Source organism: Chryseobacterium edaphi (genome assembly GCF_025628985.1).
Classification (GTDB): Bacteria; Bacteroidota; Bacteroidia; order Flavobacteriales; family Weeksellaceae; genus Chryseobacterium; species Chryseobacterium edaphi.
The window spans coordinates 57,346-71,302 of sequence record NZ_JAOTEM010000002.1 but is presented as its reverse complement, the minus strand read 5'-3'; the positions used below and the strand labels follow the sequence as shown (position 1 = coordinate 71,302).

The following is a 13,957-nucleotide window of genomic DNA, read 5'->3' as shown; positions in this document are numbered from 1 at the left end:
ATTAATTTCTCCCTTGAAAAAAGAATTTGACATATTGGTCATTGGCAGCGGTCTCGGAGGTCTTGTTTCGGCACTTATTCTGGCGAAAGAAGGCTTGAAAGTCTGTGTTCTGGAAAAAAATAATCAGTATGGCGGAAACTTGCAGACATTTTCAAGAGATAAATTGATTTTTGACACCGGAGTTCATTATCTCGGCGGACTTTCAAAAGGGCAAAATCTGCATCATTTTTTTTCTTATCTTGAGATTATCGATGATCTTGAACTTGAGAAAATGGATAATAACGGATATGATAAAATCACATTTGGAGAAGACAAAATCGAATATCCGCATGCTCAAGGTTACGAAAATTTTGTCAAGCAATTATCGCAACATTTTCCCGACGAACGAGAAAATTTAGAAAATTATTGTGAAGAAATTCAGCGGGTTTGCAATTATTTTCCGAGATATAATGTTGTCGGACAAAACAATTATAACGAGGAAATTCTTCATTTAAATACAAAAAGATTCATAGAATCAATCACTTCAGATCAAAAACTGCAGGCTGTTTTATTGGGTTCAAATTTTCTGTACGCAGGTGATTCTGAGAATATTCCTTTCTATGTTCATGCTTTGACGGTGAATTCTTATATTCAAAGTGCGTACAAGTGTGTGAAAGGTGGAAGTCAGATTTCAAAACTTTTAATCAGAAAATTAAGAGAATATGGAGCAGAAGTTCATAAACATTCCGAAGTTTCTGAAATGATTTTTGATGAAAGCAATGTTTTAAGCTCTGTAAAAACTGTTCAAGGCAAAGAGTATTTCGCAAAACAGTTTATATCCAATATAGAAATCCGTTCTGCAATTAAACTGATAGGTGAGAATAGGCTGAAAAAATCTTTCCTCAACAGAATTTTGAGTTGGGAACCCGTTTCGTCATGTTTCAGTGTTTATTTGGTTTTAAAACCTAATTCACTTCATAATTTTAATTATAATATTTATCATTTTTCATCTGAAGAAACGGTCTGGAATGCTTTTAAATATAAAAAAGAACACTGGCCGGAAACCTATATGCTTTCTTCTACTCCAGCAAAATTACATCCTGAATTCGCTGAAAGTTTTACTGCAATTTCTTATATGAATTTTGACGAAGTGAAACATTGGCAGAATACATGCAACACCATTGCTGATGAACAAGAACGAGGAAAACAATACGAAAAATTTAAGCTTGAAAAAGCGGAAAAAATGATTGATGCTTTAGAAAAGAAATTTCCGGATATGAGGAATTCTATTAAAAACATTTACACGTCTTCTCCCTTGTCTTACCGCGATTATATAGGAAGTTTCGACGGAAATATGTACGGTTATATCAAAACTTCAGAAAACCCTTTAAAAACAATGGTGTCACCAAGAACCAAAATTGATAACCTTTTTTTAACGGGACAATCTGTAAATATGCACGGAATTTTAGGCTGTACAATCGGAGCTTTTAATACTTGCGCGGAAATTTTGGGTAAAGAACTGATTGATGAGCGTTTGACAAAAGTTTTAAATCAAACAAATGAAGATTAAAATTTTTATTTATGCATTTTTTGTTTTAAATCTGGTTTCGTGTGGAACAAGAAAGTCTGTGAAACACATTCCCGATGTAAAACAGTATTTGTTAGAGATTCCGAAAGTTCAAAAAATTAACGACTCTACTTTTAGTTTTAATCAAAATTATTTAACCAAAAACAAACAGCAGCTTTGGGAACTTTACATCAAAGGAAATCCTCTGCAATTGGGCTATAACAATGGTGCTTTAATGCAACCCTTGATGCAGAAGCAGGAAGAAATTTTCTTTTCGAAAGTAGAAACATTTGTTCCGTCGAAATTTAAACAGAATCTCTTACGCGGTTTTCTGAAATGGTATAATCGTAAGATGTATTTAAATATTAAAGAGGATGATCAGGTTGAATTGTACGGATTGTCTCAATATTCATCAGATAAATATGATTTTATCGCGCCAAAATTCAGAAGAGCAATGTATTTACACGGAGCACATGATATTGGTCATGCAATGCAGGATTTAATGGTTGTTGGATGTACTTCTCTTGCGGTCTGGAATGAAAATACAGAAGATGGAGATTTATTGATCGGAAGAAACTTCGATTTCTACGTCGGTGACGAATTTGCCAAAAATAAACTGGTCGAATTTGTAGAACCGGAAACCGGAATTCCTTATCTGTCTGTAAGCTGGCCGGGAATGATCGGTGTAGTTTCTGGAATGAATAAAGAAGGAATTACCGTGACGATCAATGCCGGGAAATCGAAAATTCCATTGACGGCAAAAACCCCGATTTCTTTGGTGACAAGGGAGATTTTACAGTATGCAAGAAATATTGATGAAGCAATTGCAATTGCCAAAAAAAGAAAGGTTTTCGTTTCAGAATCTATTTTAGTCGGAAGTGCAAATGATAAAAATGCAGTGATTATCGAAGTTTCTCCGGATAATTTTGGAGTGTATAAAGTTGAGAATTCAAGCAAGGTTTTTTGCACAAATCATTTTCAATCTGAAGCTTATAAAGATGATAAAAGAAATCAAAAACATATAAACGAAAGTCATTCCGAATATCGCTATGAAAAGCTTCAGGAACTTTTGCAGGAAAATAAAAAACTCAATCCTGAAAAAATGGCTTCGATTTTAAGAGATAGATCAGGTTTAGAAGATAAAAGTATCGGCTACGGAAACGAAAAAGCGATTAATCAGCTTTTGGCTCATCATGCAGTCATATTTTCACCAGAGAAAAGATTGGTTTGGGTTTCTTCAAATCCTTATCAATTGGGAGAATTTGTATGTTATGATCTGAATGAAATTTTTTCAGATAAACGATTAGCAAATGGTGAATTTTCAAAATCAAAATTGAATATTGCTAAAGATCCTTTTGTAGATTCTCCAGAATTTAAAGACTATGAAGATTATAAAAAGAAAAGTTCTCAGATTGACGCGGCAATTAACGATCAGAACAGAGTTTTAGCTCAAGATTTTATCATTCATTATCAATCTTTAAATCCCGATTTGTGGTTGGTTTATTATCAAATTGGGAAATATTACTTTAATAAAAAAGAATATTCTAATGCGAAAATTGAGTTTGAAAAAGCTTTGACTAAAGAAATTACAACTGTTCCAGACAGAAAAAATGTAGAGGAGTATTTGAATAAGGCATTAAAAAAGTTAAATAATTAATTGTTAGTACAGTTTTTCCAACCATTATTTTAAAATCAATATTTTCAATTCTTTTTACTTTTGTTAATTTAAGTTAGTTTTAATTTAATAAATCTTTATTTAAATTGAAAATTATTTCACCATTTGATTGTTTTATTGCTATATTAGCTTTTTTTAAAATAATAAATGAATGAAACAAAACTACTTTTTATTATTATGCTTTTTAGTTTTATTTTCATGTAAAAATGACGAAAAGATCGAAGGTGTTGAGGTTGAAAGTTCTTTAGTTAACTTTAATATTGATGCTGTCCCGTATTCCAAATTATCAACATACTCTTTCTTTAAAGGAGATTTGAAGAATTTGGAACCTTCTGCCAAAGTAATTCCCTACGAACCTGCAAGTGCCCTTTTTACAGATTACGCACTGAAAAAAAGATTTATATGGATGCCAAATGGTGTCAAATCAACATATGATGCAGATAACAAAACACTGAATTTTCCTGTAGGAACAGTTCTGATAAAAAATTTCTATTATAATACGATACAACCCGGAAATACAACAAAAATCGTCGAAACCCGATTGATGATAAAAAAAGCAAGCGGGTGGACTTTTGCAGAATATTTATGGAATGATGCACAAACAGAGGCAGAATTAGTGACAGGGTCTGATTTTACAAGCGGAAGCTCAAAACATCTTACATTCAGGAAAGAGAATAATGATGTGATGACTATCGATTACAGAATTCCGTCAGAAGCTGAATGCTTTGCTTGTCACAAATTGGAAAACAAACCTGTTCCGATAGGAGTGAAACCACAGAACATGAATACGGCTTATAATTATCCAAATGGTCTGAAAAATCAGTTGCAAAATCTTGTAGATGAAGGATATTTGCAAAGCTTTCCGTCAAATATTGTTTCTACGGTAAATTATAAAGATACAAGCAAACCTTTAGATTTACGATTGCGTTCTTACCTAGACATAAACTGTGCTCATTGTCATCAGGAAAATGCAAGATGTGATTATCGTGCTATAAGATTAAGTTTCAGCCAGACAACAAGTCTTTCAAATATTGGAGTCTGTCTAGTTGCAGATGAACCGATAGATCAGTCTCTGCAAAGAATTATTACTCCTTCAAATCCTGCTAAATCTGTGATGCATTTCAGACTTAGTTCTGTGGACGAAAGTTCCAGAATGCCGTTGTTGGGAAGAACTATTGTTCATGATGAAGGCGTTGAACTTTTAAAACAATGGATCAATACGATCAATCAAAACTGTCCTTAAAAACTAATATATAACCGAACATGAAAAAAACAGCTCTTTTTATTCTTATGTTTAGTATTACATGGGGAATCGCTCAATTAAATTGTAGCTCAGCTTTGGTTGCTGCGGTAGGAACAAATACAGCTCCTACTATTACAGGTGCAGCTCCTACAATATTTTGTGGTTTATCAACAACAACTTTACCAACAGCCGGAATCTGGTATAAATTTACTGCAACACAAACAGCAAGTATCAATGTAACTACCTCGATTCCCGGTCAAAGTGTTGATACCCGATTAATCATTTATAAAGGTAACTGTTCTGCGCTTACTTGTGTAACTTCAAACGATGATTATTCCGGTGGAGCAGGTACTTACAATTATGCATCAGAGGTTACCTTTTCAAGTGTAGCCGGAACAACTTATTATATTGTATTTGATAATAAATGGACAAGTTCGGGATTCAATTTTAATGTAAATGAAGTTGTAGTACCACCAGACAGAGTTACATTTATTCCGCAATCTGTAAGTTCAGCGGGAACTTTGAATAATTGTGTTGTTGATATGAATGGAGATTATTTAGATGATATTGTCTCTGTAGTAAATGCAACGCAGATTGTAATTTCTTACCAGCAAACAGGAGGAACTTTTAATAATGTTACCTATACAGTTCCAACCACTACTGTAACTCCATCTTGGAGTATTGCAGCAGGAGATTATGACAACAATGGTTACAACGATCTTGTTTACGGATCCGGAAGCGGAATTACTTTTGTAAAAGCTAACAGCACCGGAACCGGTTTTACTGTCGACAGAAAACCGCAGTCTTATCTTTGCCAAAGATCGAATTTTGTAGACATCAATAATGACGGTAAATTGGATGCATTTATTTGTGATGACAATGCACCGAATAGATATTATCTGAATGACGGTACAAACATGAATCATAATCAGGGAGGATTGGGAGATTTTCCTACAGGCGGAAATTATGCGTCTATATGGACTGATTTTGATAATGATGGAGATATGGATCTTTATATTGCAAAATGTAACAGTGCAGGTGCCGGAAATGGAGGAAATCTTGATGAACTGCACAGAAATAACGGAAACGGAACATTTACCAATGTAGCTGCTGCTGCAAATATGTTAAATCCTATACAAAGCTGGTCTTCCGCTTGGGGAGATTTTAATAACGATGGTTGGATGGATTCTGTAGTAGGAATGAATGCAGCGAGTGATGTATCGAGCAAAGTGATGAAGAATAACGGTAATGGAACATTCTCAGATATGTCTGCAGGTTCCGGATATGACACCGCAAGTGCTACGAGTAGAGAATATGTAACGCATGATTTTGATAATGACGGATTCCTAGATGTATTAAGTTCAAATAAAATCATGTTTGGAAATGGAAATTTCACTTTTATAAGTTCAAATACATATGATTTAGATGCCTATAACCGTCCTATTGGAGATTTAAATAATGACGGATTTTTGGATATTCAAAAAGGCAGTACAATCATGATGAATGCCGGAAATACAAATAAATGGCTTAAAGTGACATTAAAAGGAATTCAAAGTAACAGAAACGGAATCGGTGCAAGAGTGGAAATTCACGGAGCATGGGGAAAACAAATCAGAGACGTACAAAGTGGAACAGGATTCAGAAATATGAGCTCTCTGAACACTCATTTCGGAATTGGTCAGGCAACAGCAATTACAAAAGTTGTGGTAAGATGGCCTTCAGGAACTATTGATGTAGTGAATAACGTTACCCCGAACACAACATTACATATCGTAGAAGGATCATTCTTAGACACAAAAGAAGTTGAGAATGTACAAGATTTATTGACAATCTATCCAAATCCGACATATGATATGATCAATATTAAAACTAAAAAAGGAATTGATATTGTGGAAGCAAAAATATATGAATTGAGTGGAAGAATGGTTTTACAAACAAAGGTTGAAAGAAATTCAATTTCTGTTAAGAATCTGAATCAAGGTGATTATTTGTTGATCTTAACGGATAAAAACGGTAAAACTCATTCTCAGAAAATAATAAAGAAATAGTTTTAAGAATAATAAGTAACGATTTATTTAAACTGTAAAGTCAAAAGGCTTTGCAGTTTTTTATTTTATTAAGTCAATTATTCTTAGGATTCAACTTATTCAGAAAGAGATAAGATGCAATTCCGGAAACAAATGACATTGAAGTGGCAAGAATCAAACTTCCGATTACATATTGAAGGAGATTATTTTTTACCAGATCAAAATTCAGATCCTGAGTTAAAATATTACTTTCACCACTTAAAAAAGGAGATCCCAAAAACAAAGCTGCCGCAATAATAAATGGAATAAATGGCGGTAAACTGACATTTGATGCTACAAAAGCCAATATTTTATTAAGCTTAAAAAGCACAGATAAAGAAATCACCAACAAGGTATGAAATCCCCAAAACGGCGATAAACCCACAAAAACGCCGAGTGCAATAGAAAAAGCTTTGGTACGGTTGCTTCCATCACTCTCTAAAACATCTTCTTTGATAAATTGTTTAAAACTTTTCTTTCTGAAATTTCGGATAAAATTTCTTGGAATGATATAAAATAAAGTGATAATGACTAAAATAGTATTCAAAATACTGATTCTCGTAAAATCTTTGAATGGTCTGAAATGCGAAACTCGTTCCGCCGGATCATACAAAACTTTGATCGGAACATTTTTTACCTGAACATGTTTCCAGGCTGTCCGTACAATGATCTCAATCTCAAATTCAAATTTTGGAGTAAAATATTTCTTCGGAATTTTATGTAAAGGGTATAATCTATAGCCCGATTGTGTATCTTCGAGCTTAATTCCTGTTTCAAACCAAAACCAAAAATTAGAGAAACGGTTCCCAAAACTGCTTTTTTTTGGAATGCCATCCTGCGACATATTTCGGTTTCCTATGAGCAATATATCTTCTTCTTCATCCAATAAAGCCTTCACAAAAACAGGAATATCATCCGGATAATGCTGTCCGTCTGAATCGATGGTAATTGCGTGATCAAAACCCAATTCTTTAGCTTTTCTAAAACCAATTTTCAGTCCGTTTCCCTTTCCCTTATTTTCAGGTAAATTGATCGTGGAAATTTGCGGATAAGTTTTTAAAATTTCTAAAGTTGAATCACTTGATCCATCATTGACAACGATAATGTTTTTAGTATACTCTAACACACCGTCAATGACTCGTCTCAGAGTTTTCTCGTTGTTGTAAGTAGGAACCAAAACGCAGATTTTCCTCTTGTCAATTGCATTTTGTACTTCAGAAAATGTCATTTATTTCAACGAATTTTTTTCTGCGGCAGTCATGGTTTTAGACTGTTGTGCAAATTTTTTGATATAGCTTTTCAAAGCAGAATTTTGCTTGCTGTAGTTGTTTAAAATAAAAGTTTTATCTTCCTTAAGGTTCTTCGAATATCCTACAATTTTAGGAATATTTTCCTGAACGCTCATTCTGATTACTCTTAATTCAGCATTATTGGGATTGGCTTTAACAATACTTTCCAGACTTGATGCACCAGCTTTTACAAATGTTTTTCTTTTATTTTTCTCCGTGGTGACTTTAGCTTCAAGGATTTGGGATGCAGCCTTGTAGGCAGAAATTACAGGATCAGAAGAAGATTTTTTTTCCGCCAATTCAATGAAATCTTTAGCACCTTCGACGGACAAATTTGCTTTTGAATAGCTGTTTCTCAAAGCTTCCAGATCTGAGCTTTGGAGAAATAAAAATAAGCCTGTCAATAAAGATAATATCAGTTTCATGATGTCTGTTTGTTGTAATTAACTGACATCTTCAATGCAATAGTCTCGCCAAAAGAAGTCGTGTTTTTTACTTTGATTTCATTTTCACCTTCATTAATATCAAGTTGCATCGTAAGACTTGGTGTTTCAAAAGGGTTAATAATTGCCATGAATTTTACATTGGAAGCTGATTTCAAAAACAATTTTTGTCCGGTAAACTCTTCCGTTAATTCTTTCACAATCTGCATCATACAAACTCCTGGTGTCACAGGATTTCCAGGAAAATGACCTTTGAAAATATCATGATCTTTATTAAGAGAAATTTTTGCAATATAACTTCCGTTTTCTGATTTGTCGTAGGATTCTAAAGTATAAAAGTCTGTAAGGATAGTCTGCATAATTATTCAGTTTCAGTGATTTGAAATAGTTTGATATTGATCTTAAAATCTTTGTGCTGAAGATTGATCGTTTCTGCAAAAGTAGGTTTTTTCGCATCAAAACTAAAATTGATCTTCTCCTTTTTGTTCTTGGTGTAAACAATTTGCGTGAGGAGAGAATTTGATTTGCTAAAAGATAAGTAATAATTTTTTTTGTCTAATTCTGACCTGAAAATATTTGAGTTTTCATCTTGAAAACTTTCGGCGACAGGGTATTTTTGTCTCAGCAATTCCTGAAAATCATTCTTTAAAAAATTAATGACCATTTTTTTATCTAAATCTGCCAAGACATAATTGAGTTTGAAGTCATTCTCGGAAATCTCAAAATCAATCATTTTGTTTCCAAAATCTGAGGTCATCACGACTCTATGCGTGGTTTCGGAGATTTTTTTAATAATAAGAATTCCGCTGATGTCATTGCCGTAAACTTCCATTTGGCATTTGTAAACATAATCCTCTTTTGAACTAAAGTATAGATTTTCAACCTCTTTTGCGGAGTTTGAAATTGGTTTTGCATCTTTCAGCTGGTACGTTTTGCACGAAAACATTAGCAATAAAAGCGAACTATAAAGAAAACTCAGAAGCAGGAATCGGCGCATTGATTTTGGTGTTTTTAAAAACAATATTTGTTGTGTCGCCCGAAGCCTCGGTCATATTTACCTGAGAAACTGTCGATTGATTTTTAGGAAAATGAAGTTCAATTTGCTTAATGTACTTCAGCAACTGCGCAGATTTCGGAGTAAATTTCGCAATGTTCGAACTTGAATTTTTCATATAAACCACAGAAAATTCAGGATCGCTGAACATCTTTCCGTTTGAACTTCCGACAATCAGTTTATTTATTTTTTCAAAAGTTTTGCTCTTTGCATCAACGGAAGATTTTTTTCCTTGGTCGTTGATGAAAATTTTGTTTTCCTTAAAGATAATGCTGTACTGATAAGGTTTTGTGTATTTCCAGCTCAATGTATTTGGAGATTTTAGCGACATTTTGCCTTGTGTGACAATATTTTTATCTAAAAAATCCATTTTTTTTGTCTGAACGAAATCGCTTTGCAAAGTTTTGATTTCCTTTGTTTCAGCGGAAATTTTTGTCACAAATGCTTTGGATTCGGCACTAGTCATTGCCGTAGTTTGGGCAAAAACAAAACCTGAAATTAATAAAAAGGCGAAGAAAGCTGTATTTTTAAACATTGTTTTCTGATTTAATAATTGAATCAATCGTGAAAGTCGAATATTTTTCACGCTCCAAAAATAACAATAATTCAACCAAAACATTGAACGTTTTCTCAGAAGTATCGTGAAGCAGGATAATGCTTCCTTTCTTTAAATTTTTGGTTACTTTCTTTAAAATTTTCTTCTCATCCGTAATCACCGTGTCCAGCGAACGGACATTCCAGCCGATGCTTTTTTTATTTGTTTTCTTAATGGCTTTGGCAATATTGGGATTGGTTACACCAAAAGGAGGACGGTACAAATCGGTTTTAATATTGCCAATTTTCAACATTGCATCATCACATTTTTCAATTTCATCAATCATTTTTGAAGTTGATAAAAAGCCGGTATTATTGGAATGTGAAAAAGTGTGATTACCAACCGTATGACCTTCTGCAATGATTCTTTGGAAAGTTTCAGGATATTTTTCAATCTGTTTTCCGATGCAGAAAAATGTAGCTTTTATATTATTTTCTTTTAATAAATCTAAAAATTTCGGAGTAAATTCTGTCGGTCCGTCATCAAAAGTCAAAGCAACTTCTTTGATTTTTGTTCGTTTATGGGTAAAACTGTTAACAAAATATCCCAACTGAATGTCAAATGAACCCCAAACTACAACTGCTGAAAATAGGATGAAACAAAACACGTAAACCCAAATTGTTCCTTGGAATGCATAAGTAAATACATTAAGAAAAAGATAAAAGATAATAAATGGATAATGTTTCATCTTTATTGTTTTTGGATTAAACCTTTAACGGTCTGTTTGTCCTTCCGTACGAATCTAAACAATGTCGTCGAGATTCCTACGGATGACAAACTTACTTTTAATTATAACTGAATTTAGTAAGCTTTCTCCAGCAAAACCAAACTATGGTCAATTCCTCTGAGATGATTGTAGAGAAGAATATTTCTGATGCTTTCCTTTTTCACCTCATTAATTTTCATCACTTCCGGAATCACTTGATTTTTCAAAATCTGACAAGCCATAAATGTTGAAAAACCGCTCGCCGTATTGAATTCTCCACTCAAATGTTTGTAATAAAGTAGCGATGAATTTGGAAATAATTCCGATGCGTTTTTATAATAAATATCCGACTCTGAATCTCCACTGAAACCTAAAATCAGAGCGTCAATATCTTCGCTTTTCAAATTATTTTTAGCTAAAAAATCTTCAATAAATTTCTCAGTTTCGTCTAATTCTAATGTATTAACAATTTTAATATCTTTTAGTTGAGCATAAGAATTTTCAGTTTTCTCTTTTCCTAAAACAAAAAAGCTTGAACCTTCGCCCCAAATCACACCTTGCGTCGTTGAATTTAAATAATCAACCGGAAGATTTTCTTCTTTTTTAATGGAATTGCTCAATTTGTAGAGCTCCATCGTTCTGTCCGTTTGTTCATCTGTTGAACCGACAAGAACATTTTCTGCCTCACCATCCAAAATCTGAAGTTTCGCATCCAGCATTGAAAATTCCAGTGAAGATGAACTGTTGACGTACGTGAAATTATAGCCGTGACATTGCAATCCCAGAGCAATCTGTCCTGAAACTGTGTTGTGTGTAGATTGGATGAAAAACGTTGGTGTCAGAAATTCTTCATTGTTTTCCAAAACATTTTTCAGGAACTTTTCGGAATCCTGAGAACAGCCCATTCCAGTTCCGACGATGATAGAATCGGGTTTTTCAATTCCTGCTTTCTGTAAAGCTTTCGTGGAAGCTACGGAGCTCATTTTAACCGTTTTAGACATTCTCCGGCTCATCGCGGGCGGAATGAATTCCTTATAATTGGGCTCGATGGCTTTTAAAATCTGAACTGAATTTTCAGGTTTTAAAGTTTCGAATAAATTTTCGTTTAAAGTGTCCTGAACCGAGATGCAGGCGGCACTGTTGATGTAAACTGCACTCATAATTTAGAAAAAATTAAAGTTGAACAGTTTCCTCCAAATCCAAATGAGTTGGAAAGTACGTGGTTGATGTTTTTTTCTTTTAGTTCGGTAACCGGCGTCAAATCAAATTCTTCCATTTTGTTTTTGAAATTTAAATTCGGAAAAATTACATTGTTCTGCATCGCCAAAATCGAATAAACCGCTTCAATTCCCGCCGCCGCCGCCAATGTATGACCTGTAAAAGCTTTTGTAGAACTGAATTCCGGAACCTGGTTTTCACCAAAAATCCGAATCATTGCAATGCCTTCAGACAAATCATTATTCGGTGTCGCCGTTCCGTGAACGTTAATATAATCAATGTTTTCTTTTTTTAAACCTGAAACCTTCAAAGCTTTTTCCATTGCTAAGAAAGCACCTTGTCCGTTTTCCGAAGAGGCGGTTTGGTGATGCGCATCGTTGGCGTTGCCGTAACCGGAAAGATAAGCGAGGACTTTTTTATTTTCTTTTTTGACAATTTCATCAGATTCTAAAACCAGGAAAGCGGCTGCTTCGCCCAGGTTCAGACCTTTTCTGTCGTTGTCGAATGGTGTGTTGTAAGAATCCGTCAAAATCATAAGCGTATTAAAACCATTCAAAGTGAACTTCGAAAGTGAATCTGTTCCGCCAACAATCACACGGTCAAGGACACCGTTTTTAATCAGTTTAGCGCCCATCATAATTGCATTGGCTGCAGACGAACAGGCCGTGCTGATGGTGGAAACCATTCCTTTCAGACCCAACAATTCTGCAATTGCCAATGATGAATTTCCTGCGTCGTGAGCGTCGATGTATTTTTGCTTTTCAGGAAAATCTTCGTAGGTGTAGAAATATTTTTCAGTAACATCCATCCCGCCAACGCTGGTGGAGGAAATGAGTCCGGTTTTATATTCGTTAATATTTGAAATTCCGGCGCTTTCTACAGCTTCTTTTGCGGCAACCATCCCCAATAAAGCAGTTCTTGTCACATTATTGTCTTCCTTTAACTGAAGTTTATGTGCAAGTTCTTCATTAGACAGTTTTATCTCGCCTGTTTTGATGCTTCCGGCGTGGCGTGTTTCAAACAGTTCGATGTCTGAAATGCCGTGCTTACCGGTCGTCAGCGAAATAAAATTTTCCCCGACATTGTTACCAATGGAGGAAATGATGCCCATCCCTGTAATGGCAATTTTTTGACTCATCCTTTTATAATGTACCAATGTATCAATTTAACAGTGTAACAATATTGGTACATTGCTAGATTGATACATTGTTAGATTGAATTATTTTGTTCTGTTTTCTTCGATGTATTTTGCCATCACTTCGATAGACTGGAAGATTTCTTTTCCTTTTTTCGGGTCAGATAATTTGATTCCGTAGTCTTTGTCAAGTAGTACGATTAATTCCAAAGCGTCGATAGAATCTAATCCAAGACCGCCACCGAAAAGTGGATCTGAATCTTTGATTTCCTCTATTGCAACATCTTCAAGATTAAGAACTTCTATGATTTTTGTTTTTAATTCTAATTTTAAATCTTCCATATTTTTTAATTTACCAATGTTTCACTTTATCAGTTTACCAATTTTAGACTGACAATTATTGTTACATTGTTGTACTGTTATATTGTTAAATTACGTAGTTAGCAAATATACAAAAGCTTTATAACTTTCCTGATATAGTTCGACCCAGCCACACAAGACTTTTTCAGCTTTCCCTGATTGCAGAATCTGTGCCGCGTATGAATTCAAAAATTCTTCATCGAATTCATCTAAAACGAAAAAAGCATTTTCGGTCTGCATTTTATGCTTGATGCTGATTTCACCGACGCAAATATTAGGCAAAGTATAAACAAAAACGGTAGGACTCGGGAAATAATTCTCCTGAGAATTGATGCTTTCCTGATATTTAAAATCGGTGTCGAGGCTTGAGGATTTGTTGGCAAAAACCAATGCGGTTTTGCTTTGGTCATCGTTTTTCAGAATCATTTCGGATGCCAGAAAAGCGAGTTTGCTGAGATTATCCATCTTGTGAAATTTTGGATAATTCAGTTCTAGAGTTTTGTATGCTTCTTTAGCGAAATCTGAGAAATTTTCGGTTTGGGTTTCAAAAATAATTTGTTCGTTGAGGATTATTTTTGAGCTTTCTATGGTGCAGATATGTGTTTTCTTCATTGAGGATTTTCAAAA

The 13,957-nt window shown here is 34.2% G+C and carries 14 protein-coding genes; 4 read left to right on the top strand and 10 right to left on the bottom strand.

All coding sequences use genetic code 11. The annotated features are described in order from the left end of the window. The first annotated feature begins 13 nt into the window (after positions 1-13). From NZ698_RS08465 to NZ698_RS08450, 4 genes are all read left to right on the top strand, one after another. Entirely contained in the window at positions 14-1,549 is a 1,536-nt protein-coding gene (locus NZ698_RS08465) for a phytoene desaturase family protein (protein ID WP_263002676.1), read from the top strand. After that, positions 1,539-3,203 carry a C45 family peptidase gene (locus NZ698_RS08460; RefSeq protein WP_263002675.1) on the top strand — a complete coding sequence of 555 codons (1,665 nt, stop codon included), beginning with the start codon at positions 1,539-1,541 and terminating at the stop codon, positions 3,201-3,203. The genes NZ698_RS08465 and NZ698_RS08460 overlap by 11 nt, the downstream gene beginning before the upstream one ends. A 169-nt stretch (positions 3,204-3,372) precedes the next feature. After that, positions 3,373-4,464, top strand: a complete 1,092-nt coding sequence (locus tag NZ698_RS08455) for a hypothetical protein (RefSeq protein WP_263002674.1) — start codon at positions 3,373-3,375, stop codon at positions 4,462-4,464. A gap of 20 nt (positions 4,465-4,484) precedes the next feature. Beyond that, positions 4,485-6,512, top strand: a complete 2,028-nt coding sequence (locus NZ698_RS08450) for an FG-GAP-like repeat-containing protein (RefSeq protein ID WP_263002673.1) — start codon at positions 4,485-4,487, stop codon at positions 6,510-6,512. 73 nt (positions 6,513-6,585) lie between these two features. Here the strand turns inward: NZ698_RS08450 and NZ698_RS08445 are convergent, their stop codons facing one another. From NZ698_RS08445 to NZ698_RS08400, 10 genes are all read right to left on the bottom strand, one after another. Continuing rightward, the gene (locus NZ698_RS08445) at positions 6,586-7,758 is read right to left on the bottom strand and encodes a DUF2062 domain-containing protein (protein ID WP_263002672.1); all 1,173 of its coding nucleotides are present in this window, start codon (positions 7,756-7,758) and stop codon (positions 6,586-6,588) included. Beyond that, positions 7,759-8,244: a hypothetical protein gene (locus NZ698_RS08440; protein WP_263002671.1), complete on the bottom strand. Its 486-nt coding sequence runs from the start codon at positions 8,242-8,244 to the stop codon at positions 7,759-7,761. Continuing rightward, positions 8,241-8,621, bottom strand: a complete 381-nt coding sequence (locus NZ698_RS08435) for an ApeI family dehydratase (protein ID WP_263002670.1) — start codon at positions 8,619-8,621, stop codon at positions 8,241-8,243. The genes NZ698_RS08440 and NZ698_RS08435 overlap by 4 nt, the downstream gene beginning before the upstream one ends. Before the next feature lie 2 nt (positions 8,622-8,623). Beyond that, complete coding sequence (gene lolB2 / locus NZ698_RS08430; RefSeq protein ID WP_263002669.1) at positions 8,624-9,259, bottom strand: flexirubin biosynthesis protein LolB2; 636 nt, start codon at positions 9,257-9,259, stop codon at positions 8,624-8,626. Continuing rightward, entirely contained in the window at positions 9,225-9,851 is a 627-nt protein-coding gene (gene lolA2 / locus NZ698_RS08425) for a flexirubin biosynthesis/transport protein LolA2 (protein WP_263002668.1), read from the bottom strand. Before lolA2 ends, lolB2 begins: the two co-directional genes overlap by 35 nt. Then, the gene (locus NZ698_RS08420) at positions 9,844-10,599 is read right to left on the bottom strand and encodes a polysaccharide deacetylase family protein (protein ID WP_263002667.1); all 756 of its coding nucleotides are present in this window, start codon (positions 10,597-10,599) and stop codon (positions 9,844-9,846) included. The genes lolA2 and NZ698_RS08420 overlap by 8 nt, the downstream gene beginning before the upstream one ends. Before the next feature lie 113 nt (positions 10,600-10,712). Next, positions 10,713-11,777 (bottom strand): beta-ketoacyl synthase N-terminal-like domain-containing protein, encoded by a 1,065-nt coding sequence (locus tag NZ698_RS08415; RefSeq protein WP_263002666.1) that lies wholly within the window; start codon positions 11,775-11,777, stop codon positions 10,713-10,715. After that, entirely contained in the window at positions 11,774-12,973 is a 1,200-nt protein-coding gene (locus NZ698_RS08410) for a beta-ketoacyl-[acyl-carrier-protein] synthase family protein (RefSeq protein ID WP_263002665.1), read from the bottom strand. The genes NZ698_RS08415 and NZ698_RS08410 overlap by 4 nt, the downstream gene beginning before the upstream one ends. A gap of 81 nt (positions 12,974-13,054) precedes the next feature. Next, complete coding sequence (locus NZ698_RS08405; protein ID WP_263002664.1) at positions 13,055-13,312, bottom strand: phosphopantetheine-binding protein; 258 nt, start codon at positions 13,310-13,312, stop codon at positions 13,055-13,057. 90 nt (positions 13,313-13,402) lie between these two features. Beyond that, a complete protein-coding gene (locus NZ698_RS08400) occupies positions 13,403-13,942 on the bottom strand; it encodes a 3-oxoacyl-ACP synthase (protein ID WP_263002663.1) in 540 nt (179 codons plus the stop codon). Positions 13,943-13,957: the final 15 nt, after the last annotated feature.